The organism is Cognatishimia coralii, from assembly GCF_037478305.1.
Taxonomy (GTDB): domain Bacteria; phylum Pseudomonadota; class Alphaproteobacteria; order Rhodobacterales; family Rhodobacteraceae; genus Cognatishimia; species Cognatishimia coralii.
Genome location: NZ_JBBGAZ010000002.1, coordinates 132,976 through 149,559, shown reverse-complemented (window position 1 = coordinate 149,559; position 16,584 = coordinate 132,976). Strand labels below are relative to the sequence as shown.

The following is a 16,584-nucleotide window of genomic DNA, read 5'->3' as shown; positions in this document are numbered from 1 at the left end:
TTCACATGAACGTACATGACAAAAGCGCTGGCAAATGTCCGGTGATGCATGGGGGCAATACCTCTCAGGCGCAGCCGACCACCGACTGGTGGCCCAAGACGCTGAACCTGGACATTCTGCACCAGCATGACGTGAAAACAGATCCGATGGGTCCGGATTTTGACTATCAGTCCGAGGTAAAGGGGCTGGATTTTGACGCGGTTAAAAAGGACCTGCACGCCTTTATGACCGACAGCCAGGACTGGTGGCCAGCCGACTATGGCCACTATGGCGGGTTGATGATCCGCATGGCATGGCACTCTGCGGGCTCTTACCGTACGACGGACGGTCGCGGCGGCGCGGGTCACGGCAACATGCGCTTCGCACCGCTGAACTCTTGGCCAGACAACGGCAACCTCGACAAAGCGCGTCGTCTTTTGTGGCCGATCAAAAAGAAATACGGCAACAAGCTCAGCTGGGCCGATCTGATCATCCTTGCAGGCACTGTGGCCTATGAATCCATGGGTCTGAAAACCTTTGGTTTCGGCTATGGCCGCCCAGATATCTGGGCCCCCGAAAAAGACACCTATTGGGGCACCGAGCGCGAGTGGCTGACCGATGGCCGCTATTCTGATGCCGATGACCGCGAGAGCCTCGAGAACCCTCTGGCGGCTGTGGTCATGGGCCTGATCTATGTGAACCCAGAAGGCGTGAACGCTCAGCCGAACCCTCTGAACACCGCTCAAGACATGCGCGTCACATTTGGCCGTATGGCGATGAATGACGAGGAAACTGTGGCATTGACCGTTGGTGGTCACACCGTCGGTAAGGCGCATGGTAATGGCGATGCGGGCAAGCTGGGCGCAGAACCAGAGGGTGCGGAAATCGAAGACATGGGCTTTGGCTGGCTGAACAAATCCGGTCGTGGCATCGGGTCTGACACCGTGACCTCTGGCATCGAAGGCGCCTGGACCACGAACCCGACCAAATGGGACAACGGCTATCTGGACCTTTTGTTCAAATACGATTGGGAACTGGTGAAGTCTCCAGCTGGTGCACAGCAATACGCGCCAGTTGGTATTGCCGAAGAAGACATGCCAGTGGACGCCGAAGACGCTTCTCAACGTCGTATGCCGGTCATGACCGACGCGGATATGGCGGTCAAAGTCGACCCGGGCTTCCGCGAAATCGCTGAGAAGTTCCAGAATGACTTCGACTATTTCTCGGATTGCTTTGCGCGTGCTTGGTTCAAACTGACCCACCGCGATATGGGTCCAAAGGCGCGCTATGTCGGCCCTGACGTGCCTGCCGAGGACTTGATCTGGCAAGACGTGATCCCAGCGGGCGCAACGGGCTATGATGTTGCAGCGGTCAAAGCGGCGATTGCGGGGAGCGGTCTGTCGACCTCTGATCTGGTGGCAACCGCATGGGACAGCGCGCGGACCTTCCGTGGCTCTGACCTGCGCGGCGGTGCCAATGGCGCGCGCATCCGTCTGGCGCCTCAGAAGGACTGGGAAGGCAATGAGCCAGCGCGTCTGGCAAGTGTTCTTGGTACTCTGGAAGGCATCGCATCGGCCAATGGTGCAAGCCTTGCAGATACCATCGTGCTGGCGGGCAATGTCGGCGTGGAAGCCGCAGCCAAGGCGGCCGGGTTCGATGTCGAGGTGCCGTTCACTCCGGGTCGCGGCGATGCCACGCAAGAGTCCACCGATGTCGACAGCTTTGATGTGCTCGAACCAATCCACGACGGCTTCCGCAACTGGCTGAAGAAAGACTATGCGGTCGCGGCCGAGGAAATGCTGCTCGACAAAGCGCAGCTTTTGGGTCTGTCCGCTCCAGAGATGACAGTCCTAGTCGGCGGCATGCGTGTCCTGGGTACCAACCACGGCGGCAGCGCGGATGGTGTGTTCACTGACAATGTCGGCGCTCTGACCACTGACTTCTTCGTCAACCTGACCGATATGGCCAACACATGGCATCCGGTCGAAGGAGGCTATGAAGTCCGCGATCGCGCGTCAGGCTCTGTCAAATGGACGGCATCCCGCGTGGATCTGATCTTTGGCTCCAACTCCATCCTGCGCGCATACGCCGAGCTTTATGCGCAAGACGACAATGCCGAGAAGTTCGTGAGTGACTTCGTGACGGCTTGGACCAAGGTCATGAACAACGACCGGTTTGACGCATAAACAACAAAGGCGCGGGGGGAGACCCTCCGCGCCTTATTTCCATTCGCCGGATTTTTGAAAAAATCCGAAGTCTTTTTCTTTTAAAGAAAAAGCGACCCCCGTCAGTTCAGCCGTACCCCGTTCAAATCCTGATCACCCGGCAGTTGACTGCGTTCCAGAATAATTTTAGACACCGCCCGCGCCCGTACCGGCGTCATTTTCGCCAAAATCGGAGCAGCGGTGCGCGGCGACATGGTCCCCAGAACCATAATCGTCACTTCGATATCCATTTCGTTCATGAGGCTCGCAGCTTCTGCAGGCTTCATGTTCTTGTAAAAATCAATCAAGCGCTGCACGTCATCGGTCTGCTGCGCTTCAATCTTGGCCAGCAGGGTCTCAATCGAGCCCTTCAACTCCACCAGAGCCGCCTTCTCGATATCCAGCTTTTCGCGCGCTAGGGTCACTTCCGCCTCATGCGCATCGACCTTCGCCATGCGTTCGGCGATCAATTCGCGCTCTTTGGACAGTGCGCGCAGCACTTCTTCGGGAGTCTCACAAAGCCCGGGCGTGTCCGACAGCCCCGCAATCACTGGAGGTGGACCTTCGTCACCCTCTTCTTCGGACTTCGCAACAACCTTTTCATCTGTGTCAGCATCGCCTGCGGTCAGAACGATATCTGAAATGGTCGGCGCCGGAGCGGTAAACGGATTGGGCAATTCGGGCAAAGACACCGCGGCCTTCGCCACGACAGTCATCACCAGCCCCCCAATCAGGATTTTACCAACCGGAACCCGCGCCATGATCAGGCCCGTTCGGCGCGAGAGGCGTCAAAGAAGCGCCGCACCAGATCTTGCTTGTCACGCACCACCTGAACACCCGGGATTTTGGCGCGGGACTGGCGACGCGTGGCGAACATCGGCTCATCGTCATCCTCCGCGTCCTCAAACATCGGACGCTCTTCAAGGTTCTGCTTCATTGCAGCCACCGAGGCCTCGGACTTGTCGACGGCCTGAGAATATTCGTTGATCAGCGGCTCCAACTCTTTCAAAGCCCCCATCAAAACATGCACTTTACGCGATACGTAATACCCATAAGCGATCGCGCCAGTCAGCAGCGCTATGATCACAAGATCAGTCAATGTCGCGGCCATGGTCGGTCTCCTCTTCTGCTTCGATACGTTCTGTAATGCGAATGGCGGTATTGCCATTGTTGCGTTTGCCCATCAGCGCCTTGAACATCTCTGTTTCTGCGCAGATCACCCGGGCCTCGTGATCCTCTTCGATCCAGAGGTTCACCGTTTCGCCCGGTTTCCAATTCAGCAATGTCTGGATTGGCAGTTCGATCTCTGTCAGCACAGCTTCCAGCTCGACCACAGATCGTTCGATCTGGCCGGTCAGTTGATCTTTCCACGGGCTGCCATCCTCGTTGGGTTCTCCGTAGTGAATTTTGCCCAGCTTGGGACGGATTGGTTCTAGAGCGTCGTAAGGGATGATCGCGTCAAACATGCCAGTGCGACCGGCCAGCGCGACGGCAAAGCGCATGCGACACACAAGGCTGGTCGGTTGGGTTACCATCGACGAGTCCGGATCTGTCTCGATGCGGTCCAGTTCCATATCGACATCGGCGACCATCGCCAGACAGCGACGCAATTCAACTGTTAGAATATCGCCAATCCGGCGCGCAAAGCCGCGCTCGATTGCCGTGAACTCTTCGGACTGCCTTTTCAACTCGCCCTTCGGAGACCCACCCAGCATAAGCTCCATAGTGGTCAGGGCAAAGGTCGAGTCCAGTGCCAACAGGATAGCGCCATTCAGGTGGTTTGCCTCTACGATGCCAAAAAACGAAGGCATCGAGATCCCGTCGATCGCCTGCGCCATTGGAAGATAGTCCAGACTGTTCAAGGAGGCCTCGACGATCACACCTGTGACGTCGGGCAAAACGGCCGTCAAAGCATCCGCAAGTCGCTCGCCGATAATGTCCAGCATCGGAAGGCGGTCGAAATTGAAATCGGACATGCGGATGATCTCGTCGATCACCCCTTTGCCGTTTTCGGCGATTTCCTCTGGCGTCATGATCTTGTTCATTTTCGCCCCGCCTATTGCACGATCAGATCGCTGATCAGGATTTCTTGCGGCAAATCATTGCCCGCCGCCGCCCGTGCCCGTTTCAACAACTCGGATTTCACCGTCAGGATCCCTGCCATGCCCCGCACATCCGCTTCAGTCAGGCTGCGCGCGTAGCCGTTAAACAGATCCCGCATGAACGGCTTTCGGCTTTCCATCAGCTCTTTGGAGCCGGGATCCGGGCGATAGACCATGACGACATTCATCTTAAGGAAGGCGTTGATCGGGACACCGTGCTGATTGAAACTGGTGATATTGGTTAGGATCTCATCAAACTCGATAATGCCGTCTTCGGCCGTTTTGACCTCTTCTTCGCCCTCACCACCGCCGTCAGCGTTCTTTTCGTCAGACTCTTTAGCGGCGAGCTCCTCGTCGACACCTTCTTCGACGACTTCTTCAACATAGTCAGGCGCATAGGTCTCGGCGTCTTCTTGAAACGCCATCCGCGCAAGGAAGAACCCTCCGCCCAAAGAGACGAGAGACAGCACAACCGCTGCAATCAGAAGCTTTTTACTGCCCTTAGGCTGGGCGTCTTCTTCGCCCTCTGCCTCGGCCGCCAGCTCCGCATCGTTTTCCTTAGGTGCCTTAGCCATGGATTTTCCAATTATTCTGCTTGGTATATTCTTAGTTTTTTCAATTGAATGCAAGTATAGACATGGATATTTACTTGCTATTCAAAAATAGTCTATCCTTACATCAAAGACAGCCGTAACGCCTCAGGAGGCCCCGTGCAGAACTTTCTGAACAATCTGATGGCGCTGGGTCAGCGTCGGCTCATGATCCTGGGCGGGGTCGCGGCTGTGATTATGGGTGTCATGCTGTTTGGCATCACCGCGATCACCGCACCGAACTACCAGCCTCTTTATCGGAACCTTTCGACGGCGACGGCAAGCTCGATCGAAGCCACACTTACAAGTTCCGGCTTAAACGCGATCATGAGTGAAGACGGCACATCTGTGTCTGTCCCTGCGTCGGACATGGCGCGCGCGCGGATGGTTCTGGCCGAGACCGGTATTCCAATCGAAGGCGATCCGGGTTGGGAGCTCTTTGACGAATCCACCGGCCTTGCCATGAACTCTTTCATGCAACGCGTGAACCGTTTGCGCGCGATGGAAGGCGAACTGGCGCGGTCTATCCAAACGCTCGAGGGTGTGCAAAGTGCGCGCGTTCATCTGGTTTTGCCGGAGCGCGAAGCCTTTAGCCGCGAGCGTCCCAACCCGCGCGCGTCTGTGATTGTGCGCCCGGTGCCGGGTCGCGCCATCAGCCGCAAACAGGCGACGGCGGTGCGGAACCTTGTGGCGTCATCCGTCGCGGAGCTTGACCTCAACCGTGTCACAGTCCTATCGGCAAGCGGCGAAGTCATTCTGGCCGAGACCGGATCTGCCGGCGGTCAGGTGACGCTGCAAACCACAAAGTCCACCATCGAAGAGCGACTGGCGCAAGAAGTCCAGAACATGCTGACGGCCCGCGTTGGTGCGGGCAACGCTCGCGTTAGGGTCAATGTGGAACTCACCAACGCCCGCGAAGTCGTCGTCGAGCAGAGCTTTAACCCCGAGCAGCAGGTCGTGCGATCCACCGAAAGCACCACCGAAGATAAATCCGGCACCGAAGGCAACGGCAACGTTGGCGTGGAAAACAACATCCCTGCGGCGCTGCAAGGCGACGGGGCAGGCGCCAGCAATACGCAATCCAAATCCGGCGAAGTCGTTCAGTACGAAATCGGCAACACCCGCCGTGAAATCATCCGCGAAGCCGGAGAGGTCAAACGCATCTCAGTCGCGGTTCTGGTGAATGGTATCTACAACGTTGAAGACGGTGATGTGATCTATGAGGATCGTGCGCCCGAAGAAATCGCACGCTTGCAGGAACTCGTGAAAACCGCGGTCGGCTTTAGTGCCGCGCGTGGGGACGAGGTCTCTGTCGATAGCCTGCGCTTCATGGATTATTCGATGGAGGTGGGCGATCCAGTCACCATGTCCATTATGGATCAGATCACCCGCAACTTCATGTCTGTCCTGAGGGCTCTGCTGGGTCTGATCATTGTCGCGATGATTATGATCCTCGGTGTTCGCCCCGCCCTGCGTACCTTGCTTGAAAAACCTGTAGAGCTGTCGAATGACGACGCCGTTGCCCTTACAGGCCCTGATGGTGAACCTCTTGAGGTGACCGCAACACCCGAGGGCGATGTCATCGCCGCAGATCCAACCGTGCAACAGCCGCTCCCGTCCCCGACGGCCGAGCCAGAGCTTGCCGCGATGCAGACACAAGAGCAGCCGGAATACGAACCACGCGCCGTGCGCAATGGATCTGACCCCGAAGCCCCGGGCGCGACCTCGATCTTTGACATCAACGAAGACGACGGCCCGCACGAATACATCGAAACCCTCGGAGTGCGCGGCAGCCTGATCAAAGCGCGTGTCGAAGCCATTCAGAACATGGCCGAGGAAAAACCTGACGACGTCCTGCGCGTCCTGCGCAGCTGGCTGCATCAGGAGGCTGAGGCATGAACGCGCTCTTCCTCAGAGACTTTGATGCTGAGCAAGCCTCTGCCGCGCAGGTAGAAGGCGCCGATGAGGTCACCGAAGAGGCCGCTGAGCCACTTTTCACCTTCACCGAAGCCGAGCTGGGCAAAATGCTGGCGGACGCCCGCGCCGAAGGTCATTTGCATGGCCTCAACGAGGGCGAAGCCGCAGGGCGCCAGTCTGAGCGCCAGACCATCGAAGCCGAGGCGCTTGAGGCCCTGCAAGAACTCCAAAACCGTATCGCGGATTTTGCAACCGAAGACGCCCGTCGCCGGGCCGACATGCAGCAAGACATCATCGATCTGTTTCTGGACGTCGCTGAACGCATCGCGCCTGACTTCCTCAACGCCTATTCGGCAGAGCTTGTGCAAGCCCGCATCACCGAAGCCGCGCATCTGGGAGTCGGGCAGTCCAAGCTGCAGATCAAACTGGCCCCAGAAACTCAAGCCGCCCTTGCGGAGCCGCTCAAAGTCATCGATCCAACCGGTGAGATGCTCGAGGTCGCAACCGACCCTGATTTCAAGAACGGCGAGGCGCGCGTGACCTGGGAAAACGGTTTCCTGAAATACAACCTCGATCGCGTGGTGTCCGAATTGCTGGACGGGCTGCGCGAGGCCTCCTCGAAAATGAACCCTCAACCTCAGAAAGTCTAAGCCATGTCAGAAGACACGCCTGAAGCCGCTGAAACCGAAGCCCCAGCAGAGGGGTCCGTCACGCCAGAAGAGGCGCTTGAGGCGATTGCCGAAGGCGAAGAACTGGGCGGGCGCAACATCGATGCGCTCTATAACGTCAAGCTCGACGTCCGCGTGGTCTTGGGCCGGTCGCGCATGTCGATTTCCGAGCTTCTGGAGCTGACCAAAGGCTCGGTGATCGAGCTGGACCGCAAAGTCGGAGACCCGATTGACATCATGATCAACGACCGCATGGTCGCGCGCGGTGACTTGGTCAAAGTGAACGGCGAATTTATCGGTGTCGCCCTGCGAGAGATCGTCAAAGACTTTATTTCCGGCACCTGATCCGGTGCGCAGCCTGCACTTCCTCTTTGGGCTGATCATTGCCCTGACCGCCGGGATGTTCCTGGCGGATACGGCTGTGGCGCAAGAGGACTTTGGTGGGCTGCTGCGCGAACTTTCCAGCACCATCAGTGGCGAAGAACCGGGCAGCGAGGGTACAACCACACTGGCAGGTCGTTTGATCCAGCTATTCGCGTTGGTCACGGTTCTGTCGATTGCACCGGGGTTGTTGGTTGTGATGACCAGCTTCACACGCTTCGTCATTGTCTTTTCCATGCTGCGTTCGGCGCTGGGCCTGCAGCAGACGCCGCCGAATATGGTTCTGAACGCCATGGCGCTATTCATGACCTATTTTGTGATGCAGCCCGTTTTCGACGATGCCTATCAAGACGGCCTCCAGCCTCTGATCCGCAACGCCATCACCGAAGAACAGGCCGCTGTGGCGATTTCGGAACCTTTCCGCCAGTTCATGTTTGTGAATACGCGCGAAAAAGATATGGCCCTGTTTCGCGATATCGCAGGTGAACCTCAGCCCGAAGTCATCCCTGAGAATGCCCAAGACGTTGAATGGCGTGTACTCATCCCAAGTTTCATGATCTCCGAGCTGCGTCGCGCCTTCACCATCGGCTTCCTGCTCTACCTTCCGTTTATCGCCATCGACCTCATTGTGGCCTCGGTTTTGATGTCTGCTGGTATGATGATGTTGCCGCCTGTCATTGTGTCCTTGCCCTTTAAGGTCATCTTTTTCGTGCTGATTGACGGCTGGTACATGTTGGCTGGATCGTTAATGCAATCCTACACCGTCGTCGCGGGCGGAGGGTAGCGTGCAACACAAGATATTGTGGATAACTTAAGGTTGCAGAGTAAGTATGGCATAGGTTATCCATGGATAAGGTGAGTTTCACGAGGCCCTAAGGCCGTAAAATCAGAGCATCCATGAACCAATTCGCCACCATTCGCCGCGCACAGCGCCTGACCGGTCCCGAAAAGACCGCGATCCTGTTTTTGTGCCTGGGCGAAGAACGAGGCAGCAAACTCATGCAGGAACTCAAGAGCTCTGAGATCAGCAAAATCACGCGTGCCATTACCGCTATGGGCGAAGTGCAATCTGACATCGTCGAAGAAGTCATGCGCGAGTTTGGTCAGAAGTTCTCGAACTACGGCGGCATTGTTGGGTCTGTCGAAGCTGCACGTGGGCTCTTGAAGGGTTTCTTGCCGGAAGACCGCGTGGATTCCATTCTTGAGGAAATCGAAAGCGGCGTTGGCGACAATTTGTGGGAAGAACTCTCCAAGCTCGACGAGAAGATGTTCGCCGACTACCTGCGCAAGGAACACAACCAGACCGTTGCAGTTATTCTCGCGAAGGTGACCCCTGACGCCGTTGCGCGCGTTTTGCCCTTGATGGGGGAAGATCGCACGATCGATATCATCGAACGCATGGTCTCGATCGAAGTGCTACCGCCGGATTCTATGGCAGCCATCGAAGAAAGCCTGCGCCGCGAAGTTCTGGCCAAGGCCGGGAACAACGCTGAAGCCGAAGCCGAGAAGCAATTGGTGAAAGTGTTCAACAAACTCGACACAAAGATGTTCGAGGGCATCGCCAAGCAACTGGAAAAGAACATTCCAGAGAAGATCCGTTCCATCAAACAAAAGATGTTTGTCTTCGACGACCTCGGAAAAGTTCCAGCCAATGCGCTTGCGAAAGTCATGCGCGAGGTTTCGGGCAACACTCTTCCAATGGCACTTCGAGGGGCGGAGAAAGAAGTCCGAGATCACTTCCTCAATGCGCTTCCAGCGCGCTCACGGGATATGCTGCAGGATGAGATGAAGGCCATGGGCCCTGTAAAGTCTAAAGACGTCAAGAAAGCCCAGTCTGATCTGGTTGAAGCCGCGGTTCAACTGGCCGAAGCCGGGGACATCGAGCTGCCAGATGAAGATGAAGGCGAAGAGATGATGGAGTAGGCCGCGCTTAGCGGAAAAGCGTCGCGCTGCCTGAGAAACTCACAGCATCAATGTCGAGCGTAAACGGTACGAACTGTCCCGACGAGTTGTTCAGGATCTGAATAGCCGCGCTTGTCGCCTGCGCCGGCGGGTTGTTTACATCCCGAATAATCATATAGCGCGAAATCAAGGCTTCGACCTCACGCGGGTCTTGCAGTTTTTCCAGGCTGAAACGTTTTTCAAGCATCTCGGCCTGTTTGTCGATGTCCAGGCTCGACAGCTGCGACGGCATACCCAGCGCAGTCTGGAAGAACTCTGTCATCGTGCGGTCAGAGAGAATATTGTACCAAGAGCTGAAACCATCCACCTTATCGCGGAATTCCATCACTGTGCCGACGGTTTCATTCTGGTCGTTATATTGGTTCTGGAATTGAACGTTGAAATAGCGATCAACGATCTCATCCTGCCAATCCGTGCTGCCAAACCGAGACGGCGCAACCTGCCCGCCACCAGGCAAAGTGAAGCCAAGCGCATCGTGGATTTCGCCAAACCGTGCGTCCGAAAGCCGGTTCACCAAAGCGGTATCATCGCTTGGATCGCTTTCCAAAATCTTGCGCATCATGCCGCGACCGAAGATCTGGTCCTCAAGGTCAAAGGCATTCATGACGAAGCTGTAGACTTCAAAGTCCTTCACCAGCTCTTCTGGCGAGGTGATGGAGGCAATCCGTTCGCGAAAGACGCTGGCGGCACGATTGTGCTGCGCCTCGTTGCGAAGCGTGTTCATCTGCGTATCGCGGGTTCTGTCGATAAGGTTCAACGCAGCCTGGCTGGTCAATCCTGATACGCTGATAACCATTCGGGTCTGTCCTATTCTGCCGCAGCGCTGACCTGCGCGTCGTCAGATTTGCCCTGTAGCATATCCAAAAGCCGCGCTTCGTACTGGATCAATGGGCGCAGCGCGCGCATCGCCTTATAGAAGTCACGGCACGACACATGGTTCGCCGCTTCAAAAATATGTCCACCGATTTCTTCGTGGAACACAGGAACCAGCTTGGCCAGATCCTTGTGAATGACCGGGATCAGCTCGTCCCGAACTGCGGGCGTAAGCAAAGCGGTCTGAATAAAGAAGTAAACGTTCTTGACCGGAGATCCGGCCTCACCCTCGTCCAAAAGGTCTACGCCCCGCACGATGTCCGCATGATTTTCGATCGTCAGCATTTGTCTGCGGTCCGCATTGCGGATCACGCAGCCGTTGATAACAATCTTCTCATTCGGTTTTAGCGTAAGACGTAGGGCCAAGGGTCACTCCATGACGTGCATCGGGTTGCCTTCGAGTCCGCGAATGATGCTGCGGTTCACGTCCAGCAACGGTTTCACCGTTTTCTGTCCTTTCAGGACTTCGTTGGTGTGATTCTCAACCCAAAGCGACAGTGAAATCAAGCCCGCACGCAGGTCTGGTGCCAATGCGTTGCCGGGGTTGATCAGATCGCTGCGGATCGTTTGCCAAATGCGTTGATTATAAGAGAGCGTATCGCGCAATCCCTCAGAGAGGATCTTGAGTTTGTCTACGGCCTTCTCTGCCCCGTCGAACTCTTGCGAGCGCAATTCCATTTCGGCTGTGACATTCGAGAACACACGCCGTTCGATCTGCCGCGGATTTTCAGTTTCGGTGATGGTCCGCTTGTATGCAGTTATGCTCATAAAGGTTTATCCAGTTTTTTTGTTATGTGGTCTGCCTCACATGAATAGAGTACCTGAGGTTGTTTAAAGCCAGTTTAATCCTTCATGGCAATTTAAGGATTATCTGCCATTTATTTACCTTTGTTTCACTTTTGGCACCACAGTGTTGCTCAACTGGGGGCTATTTGCCCCAGTTTAGCCACGTTTCGCCACTTTTCCGTCAAACTGCGTCAATAAAACGGTTTTTCAGGGATATGGCGCTTTCTGCTCTTGGCGTCAGTGAAAGAATTCACGCACGACATTCCCTTTTAGGTTGAATGACGAGGATGTAGGCAATGCGTATACTTGCTGTTGATGACCAAGAAGATATCCGTGAGCTGCTAAAGACAGCTATCTCGACGGAAAGCAAACATTCGGTCCAGCTGGCAAGCTCCGGGGCAGAGGCCTTGGAGATGGTGCGTGACGCAGAGCAGCCGTTTGACTGCTTTATGCTTGATATTCAGATGCCGGGTATGGACGGCATTGAGCTCTGTTCAGAACTGCGCGCCACCAAAGGCTATGAACGCACACCTGTGCTGATGTTGACCGCGATGTCCGAGAAGAAATTCGTCGACCGCGCGTTTCAGGCCGGTGCGACGGATTACATCACTAAACCCTTCGAATTTCTCGAGCTGTTCAGCCGCTTAAGCAATGCAGAACGCCTGATCGCCGAAGCTGTGCGCATCGAAGAAAGCGAAACAGAGCTGCTGTCTCTGCGCAAAGACCTCGCACGCAGCTTTGAGCACAGCTTATCCGAACCCGTCGAAATAAGCGGCGTTGAACGCGTGACCGGTTATGTCAGCTTTGAGAACTATCTCTTGCAGATGTCGCGCATGAAAATGCTGACCACCAGCGTCTTTGCGATCAAGCTGCTCAATGTCGAAAAGCTTTTTGACAGCATGTCCGGTGCTGGGTTCCGCCGCATGCTGGGCGAAGTCGCCACCCAACTCACCACCCTTTACGGAGAAGACGCCGATCTTGTGACCTATCGCGGCAACGGGATCTTTGTGTGCGCCACATCCGCCAAGAACGCCTTCTCGCAGTTTGGTTTAGAGCGGAAGATGAACTGCAAACTGAAGGAAAGCGTCACGAGTCGCTTCTCGGATCTGGCGGTGCAAGTCAGCGCGGGGGAGCCAGTGTCACTGCTGTCGTTCACCCGCGCTGGCGCCTTGCGCTCTTTGCAAAACGCCGTGCATCGCGCGGAAAAGCGGGCCGAGACCTATTGTCAGATCCTGCATATGTCGACTCGTGCTTTGAAGGCGCGCGGTGTCTCTGAGCCCGTTATGAACCAAAGCGAAGAACGCGCGGCCTATCAGGCGATCCTCAAGGAAACCATGCGCAAAGATCTGCGGCTCGTCGCTGGCAACTAACAATTTCCCCTGTGCCAACCCCACGCTGGCACTAGAAAGGCGTCCGTTGTCCCCCGGGCGCCTTTCTCTATTCTATCTCCACCAATAAAAAACGCGCCGCCTGTTAGGACAGCGCGTTTCGCTTGTTCTGCGGTCGATTTAGTCGATGATCGCGTTCAGAGTCGCGCTTGGACGCATCACCGCTGCTGTCTTTACTGGATCGGTTTTATAGTAGCCGCCCAGATCCGCTGGCTTGCCTTGAGCGGCTGCCAGTTCAGACACAATCGCGTCTTCATTCGCCGCAAGCTTTTCCGCGATTGGTGCGAAATGCGCTGCCATATCGGCATCACCTGTCTGCGCCGCCAGAGCCTCTGCCCAGTAGCGTGCAAACCAGTAGTGGCTGTCGCGGTTGTCTGGCTCGCCCACCTTGCGGGATGGGGATTTGTTGTTGTCCAGAATACCCTGCGTCGCGATTTCCGCAGCCGCGCCCAGAACACCCGCTTTCGCGTTGCCTTGCGCATCTGCGATGAAGTTCAGGCTTTCACCCAGAGCACAGAACTCGCCCATGGAGTCCCAACGCAGGTGGTTTTCTTCAACCAACTGCTGCACGTGTTTCGGAGCCGAGCCACCCGCGCCGGTTTCAAACAGACCGCCACCGTTCATCAGCTTGACGATGGACAGCATCTTGGCCGAGGTGCCCAGTTCCAGAATTGGGAAGAGGTCGGTCAGATAGTCACGCAGCACGTTGCCGGTGATGGCGATGCTGTCTTTACCTGCGGTGATGGTTTCCAGTGACTGACGGGTCGCTTCGCGCGGCGCCATGGTCAGGAATTTGTCGGCTACACCGGCGGCTTCCAGCGCAGGCTGAACATATTCGATCAACTGCGCGTCATGGGCGCGGTTCGCGTCCAGCCAGAAGATCGCCTCAGAGCCTGTCAGACGCTGACGGTCCATCGCCAGTTGGATCCAGTTCTCAATCGGTGCTTTCTTAACGGTGCAAGAGCGCCAGATGTCACCCGCCTCTACGTCGTGGCTATGCAGAGTCTCGCCATTGGCCAATACGATGCGGATGGTGCCATCGGCAGGCGCTTCGAATGTGGTTGGGTGAGAGCCGTACTCCTCGGCCTTCTGCGCCATCAGACCGACGTTCGCCACCGCGCCCGCTTTGGTCACATCCAGCGCGCCATTGGCTTTAAAGAAGTTGATGGTTTCATCATAAACGGTCGAGTAGCAGCGATCCGGGATCACACAGTTGGTGTCGCCCTTGTTGCCTGCTTCATCCCAGCCTTTGCCGCCTGCACGGATCACGGCCGGCATAGAGGCGTCGATGATCACATCAGATGGGACATGCAGGTTGGTGATGCCTTTGTCAGAATCCACCATATACATAGACGGACGATCCAGCGCCGCGATCTCTGCTTTGATCGCGTCTGCATTGTCCATGGTTTCAATCGCCGCCAGAACGTCGCCCAGACCAGAGTTCGGGGAACCGCCCGCCGCGGCAATCGCCTCACCATGCGCGTCCCATACAGGGCCGAGCCATGCTTTGACCGCGTGACCAAAGATGATCGGGTCAGAGACCTTCATCATGGTGGCTTTCATGTGGAAAGAGAACATAGTGCCGTCGGCTTTGGTGTCCTCGATGGAACCCGCAAGGAAGGTCGCCAGAGCCTTCGCGGACATGAACGTCGCATCTGCAATCGTGCCCTCATCCAGCGGCCAGCCGTCTTTCAGAACGGTTGTGTTGCCGTCTTTGCCGACGAATTCGATTTTCGCGTCACCGGCTTGCGCCGCGGTGATGGTCGCAGAAACCTCATTGGCGTAGAAATCATTGCCCGGCATGGAAGACACTTTGGTTTTGCTTTCCGCAACCCAAGCGCCCATAGAATGTGGGTTGTTCTGGGCATAGTTCTTCACGGCCTTGGCCGCGCGGCGGTCAGAGTTGCCTTCGCGCAGAACCGGGTTCACCGCGGAGCCTTTGATCGCGTCATATTTCGCGCGGATCGCTTTTTCTTCGTCTGACTGAGGGTCTTCCGGGTAATCCGGCAGGGTGTAACCTTTTTCCTGCAGCTCGGTGATCGCACCCACCAACTGTGGGACCGATGCCGAGATGTTTGGCAATTTGATCACATTGGCTTCTGGCGTTTTCACCAGAGTGCCCAGTTCCGCCAGATCGTCAGACTGCTGCAGGTCTGCGGGCAGGCTTTCTGGGAAGGTGGAAATGATACGGCCCGCCAGGGAAATATCCTTGGTGCCAACGTTCAAACCTGCTGCAGAAGCAAAGGAACGGATGATGGGAAGAAGGGATGCAGACGCCAGCTCCGGCGCTTCGTCTACAATTGTATACAATACGTCTGGCTTCGATGTGTCGGTCATTGAATTTTAGCCTTTCACCTGTCTCAGAAGGGGTTTGCAGCTTTTGGCCAAAGCCTGCGCCGCGTGGTCCAGTGTCACTCACGAGTCCCTAGGGCATGGTTTGCGCGCAGGGGACTCATTTGAGGCTGCTTTTAGAGGAAGCCCTTTCAAGGATCAATCTCTGAGATGCGACCAAATGCGCGCTTTTTGACGCGGTCCCCCCTTGCACAAGCGGATTTGACCGCGATCCCACTTGATTTTCCCTATTGTTAGCGGTAGCGGTTGCGCAAATTTGTTACCGCTAACACGGGCCGCCGCGCATATTCACCAAAGTTTGGAGCGCTGCGACAGAACCGGAGAAGATACGATGACCCTGAATATCGCCATCAATGGCTTTGGTCGGATTGGCCGAAATGTACTAAGAGCAATCATTGAAAATGATGTGAGCGACGTGAATGTTGTGGCCATCAACGATCTGGCTCCGGCAGAGACTTTGGCGCATCTGCTGCGGTTTGACTCGGTGCATGGTCGCCTGAATGCAGAGGTCACTGTCGAGGGCGACGTGATCAAAGTGGGCAATCAGTCGATCAAACTGACCGCGATCCGCAACCCTGAAGAGCTGCCTTGGGATGGCGTTGACATTGCCTATGAATGCACCGGGATCTTCACCGCGCGCGACAAAGCGGCGCTGCACCTGAAGAATGGCTCTAAACGCGTGTTGATCTCGGCCCCCGGCAAAGATGCCGACCGCACCGTAGTCTACGGGGTGAACCATGGCGACCTGACAGCGGATGATGTGATTGTGTCCAACGCGTCCTGCACGACGAACTGCCTCGCGCCTTTGGCCAAGGTGATGGACGATAACTTCGGCATCAAAACCGGCTATATGACAACGATCCACGCCTATACCGGCGACCAGCCAACCCATGACGCGGCTCACAAAGATCTCTATCGCGCCCGTGCGGCGGCGATGAGCATGATCCCGACCTCCACGGGTGCCGCCCGTGCGATCTCTGAGGTGTTGCCGCATCTGAAAGGCCGCCTCGAAGGCTCCGCGATCCGCGTTCCAACCGCGAATGTCTCTTTGGTCGATCTGTCCTTCGTTCCAGAAAAACCCGCGACCGTCGACGCCATCAATGCCGCCGTCAAAGCTGCAAGCGAGGGCGAATTGAAAGGCGTGCTGGCCTATGAAGATCGCCCGCTCGTGTCCATGGACTTCAACCACGACGCCCATTCGTCCACATTTGCGGCACCACAAACCAGCGTCACATCCGAAGGTCTCGTGCGTGTTGTCAGCTGGTATGACAACGAATGGGGCTTCTCCAACCGCATGGTTGACACCGGCAAAGCAATGGGTGCGCTGCTGTAAACAGCGCATTCATCTTGCACAAAATACTCTGGGGGTGAGGCCGATCAGG

General features: G+C 56.3%; 16 protein-coding genes. 8 read left to right on the top strand and 8 right to left on the bottom strand.

The genetic code is table 11. The annotated features are described in order from the left end of the window. The first annotated feature begins 5 nt into the window (after positions 1–5). Positions 6–2,165, top strand: a complete 2,160-nt coding sequence (katG, locus tag WG622_RS06305) for a catalase/peroxidase HPI (protein ID WP_339402814.1) — start codon at positions 6–8, stop codon at positions 2,163–2,165. Between the two features lie 101 nt (positions 2,166–2,266). Here the strand turns inward: katG and WG622_RS06300 are convergent, their stop codons facing one another. From WG622_RS06300 to WG622_RS06285, 4 genes are read right to left on the bottom strand one after another with little or no spacing between them, the layout of a single operon-like run. Continuing rightward, the gene (locus WG622_RS06300; protein WP_339402813.1) at positions 2,267–2,944 is read right to left on the bottom strand and encodes a MotE family protein; all 678 of its coding nucleotides are present in this window, start codon (positions 2,942–2,944) and stop codon (positions 2,267–2,269) included. A 2-nt stretch (positions 2,945–2,946) separates the two neighbouring features. After that, positions 2,947–3,294 carry a flagellar motor switch protein gene (locus WG622_RS06295; RefSeq protein ID WP_339402812.1) on the bottom strand — a complete coding sequence of 116 codons (348 nt, stop codon included), beginning with the start codon at positions 3,292–3,294 and terminating at the stop codon, positions 2,947–2,949. Beyond that, positions 3,275–4,228, bottom strand: coding sequence for a flagellar motor switch protein FliM (locus WG622_RS06290; protein ID WP_209357894.1), 954 nt, complete (start codon positions 4,226–4,228; stop codon positions 3,275–3,277). Before WG622_RS06290 ends, WG622_RS06295 begins: the two co-directional genes overlap by 20 nt. Positions 4,229–4,239: 11 nt before the next feature. Then, positions 4,240–4,860, bottom strand: coding sequence for a flagellar basal body-associated FliL family protein (locus tag WG622_RS06285; RefSeq protein ID WP_292306944.1), 621 nt, complete (start codon positions 4,858–4,860; stop codon positions 4,240–4,242). Positions 4,861–4,995: 135 nt separating this feature from the next. On the opposite strand from WG622_RS06285, the gene fliF reads away from it, so the two are divergent. The 5 genes from fliF (at position 4,996) to WG622_RS06260 (ending at position 9,764) form a co-directional block, all read left to right on the top strand. After that, the gene (fliF, locus tag WG622_RS06280) at positions 4,996–6,774 is read left to right on the top strand and encodes a flagellar basal-body MS-ring/collar protein FliF (RefSeq protein WP_292306941.1); all 1,779 of its coding nucleotides are present in this window, start codon (positions 4,996–4,998) and stop codon (positions 6,772–6,774) included. Continuing rightward, complete coding sequence (locus WG622_RS06275) at positions 6,771–7,442, top strand: FliH/SctL family protein (protein WP_339402811.1); 672 nt, start codon at positions 6,771–6,773, stop codon at positions 7,440–7,442. The genes fliF and WG622_RS06275 overlap by 4 nt, the downstream gene beginning before the upstream one ends. A gap of 3 nt (positions 7,443–7,445) precedes the next feature. Further along, positions 7,446–7,805 carry a flagellar motor switch protein FliN gene (fliN, locus tag WG622_RS06270; protein WP_209357898.1) on the top strand — a complete coding sequence of 120 codons (360 nt, stop codon included), beginning with the start codon at positions 7,446–7,448 and terminating at the stop codon, positions 7,803–7,805. A gap of 55 nt (positions 7,806–7,860) precedes the next feature. Continuing rightward, positions 7,861–8,625 carry a flagellar type III secretion system pore protein FliP gene (fliP, locus tag WG622_RS06265; RefSeq protein WP_339403006.1) on the top strand — a complete coding sequence of 255 codons (765 nt, stop codon included), beginning with the start codon at positions 7,861–7,863 and terminating at the stop codon, positions 8,623–8,625. Positions 8,626–8,738: 113 nt separating this feature from the next. Beyond that, the gene (locus WG622_RS06260) at positions 8,739–9,764 is read left to right on the top strand and encodes a flagellar motor switch protein FliG (RefSeq protein ID WP_209357900.1); all 1,026 of its coding nucleotides are present in this window, start codon (positions 8,739–8,741) and stop codon (positions 9,762–9,764) included. Between the two features lie 7 nt (positions 9,765–9,771). Here the strand turns inward: WG622_RS06260 and WG622_RS06255 are convergent, their stop codons facing one another. From WG622_RS06255 to WG622_RS06245, 3 genes are read right to left on the bottom strand one after another with little or no spacing between them, the layout of a single operon-like run. Further along, positions 9,772–10,599, bottom strand: a complete 828-nt coding sequence (locus WG622_RS06255; RefSeq protein WP_339402810.1) for a DUF1217 domain-containing protein — start codon at positions 10,597–10,599, stop codon at positions 9,772–9,774. 11 nt (positions 10,600–10,610) lie between these two features. After that, positions 10,611–11,042: a flagellar biosynthesis repressor FlbT gene (locus WG622_RS06250; RefSeq protein ID WP_209357902.1), complete on the bottom strand. Its 432-nt coding sequence runs from the start codon at positions 11,040–11,042 to the stop codon at positions 10,611–10,613. Positions 11,043–11,045: 3 nt separating this feature from the next. After that, a complete protein-coding gene (locus tag WG622_RS06245) occupies positions 11,046–11,444 on the bottom strand; it encodes a flagellar biosynthesis regulator FlaF (protein WP_209357903.1) in 399 nt (132 codons plus the stop codon). Positions 11,445–11,758: 314 nt separating this feature from the next. On the opposite strand from WG622_RS06245, the gene WG622_RS06240 reads away from it, so the two are divergent. Continuing rightward, the gene (locus tag WG622_RS06240) at positions 11,759–12,832 is read left to right on the top strand and encodes a response regulator (protein ID WP_339402809.1); all 1,074 of its coding nucleotides are present in this window, start codon (positions 11,759–11,761) and stop codon (positions 12,830–12,832) included. A 138-nt stretch (positions 12,833–12,970) separates the two neighbouring features. On the opposite strand, the gene WG622_RS06235 is transcribed toward WG622_RS06240, so the two are convergent. Next, positions 12,971–15,187, bottom strand: a complete 2,217-nt coding sequence (locus WG622_RS06235; RefSeq protein ID WP_339402808.1) for an NADP-dependent isocitrate dehydrogenase — start codon at positions 15,185–15,187, stop codon at positions 12,971–12,973. A 346-nt stretch (positions 15,188–15,533) separates the two neighbouring features. Between WG622_RS06235 and gap the strand changes: the two genes are divergently transcribed. Beyond that, positions 15,534–16,535 (top strand): type I glyceraldehyde-3-phosphate dehydrogenase, encoded by a 1,002-nt coding sequence (gap, locus tag WG622_RS06230; protein WP_339402807.1) that lies wholly within the window; start codon positions 15,534–15,536, stop codon positions 16,533–16,535. Positions 16,536–16,584: the final 49 nt, after the last annotated feature.

Excerpts from the sequence above, each read along its gene's own strand:
- katG (WP_339402814.1), top strand. The coding sequence starts at position 6 with ATGAACGTACATGACAAAAGCGCTGGCAAATGTCCGGTGATGCATGGG.
- WG622_RS06300 (WP_339402813.1), bottom strand. The coding sequence starts at position 2,944 with ATGGCGCGGGTTCCGGTTGGTAAAATCCTGATTGGGGGGCTGGTGATG.
- WG622_RS06295 (WP_339402812.1), bottom strand. The coding sequence starts at position 3,294 with ATGGCCGCGACATTGACTGATCTTGTGATCATAGCGCTGCTGACTGGC.
- WG622_RS06290 (WP_209357894.1), bottom strand. The coding sequence starts at position 4,228 with ATGAACAAGATCATGACGCCAGAGGAAATCGCCGAAAACGGCAAAGGG.
- WG622_RS06285 (WP_292306944.1), bottom strand. The coding sequence starts at position 4,860 with ATGGCTAAGGCACCTAAGGAAAACGATGCGGAGCTGGCGGCCGAGGCA.
- WG622_RS06275 (WP_339402811.1), top strand. The coding sequence starts at position 6,771 with ATGAACGCGCTCTTCCTCAGAGACTTTGATGCTGAGCAAGCCTCTGCC.
- fliN (WP_209357898.1), top strand. The coding sequence starts at position 7,446 with ATGTCAGAAGACACGCCTGAAGCCGCTGAAACCGAAGCCCCAGCAGAG.
- fliP (WP_339403006.1), top strand. The coding sequence starts at position 7,861 with ATGTTCCTGGCGGATACGGCTGTGGCGCAAGAGGACTTTGGTGGGCTG.
- WG622_RS06260 (WP_209357900.1), top strand. The coding sequence starts at position 8,739 with ATGAACCAATTCGCCACCATTCGCCGCGCACAGCGCCTGACCGGTCCC.
- WG622_RS06255 (WP_339402810.1), bottom strand. The coding sequence starts at position 10,599 with ATGGTTATCAGCGTATCAGGATTGACCAGCCAGGCTGCGTTGAACCTT.
- WG622_RS06245 (WP_209357903.1), bottom strand. The coding sequence starts at position 11,444 with ATGAGCATAACTGCATACAAGCGGACCATCACCGAAACTGAAAATCCG.
- WG622_RS06240 (WP_339402809.1), top strand. The coding sequence starts at position 11,759 with ATGCGTATACTTGCTGTTGATGACCAAGAAGATATCCGTGAGCTGCTA.
- WG622_RS06235 (WP_339402808.1), bottom strand. The coding sequence starts at position 15,187 with ATGACCGACACATCGAAGCCAGACGTATTGTATACAATTGTAGACGAA.
- gap (WP_339402807.1), top strand. The coding sequence starts at position 15,534 with ATGACCCTGAATATCGCCATCAATGGCTTTGGTCGGATTGGCCGAAAT.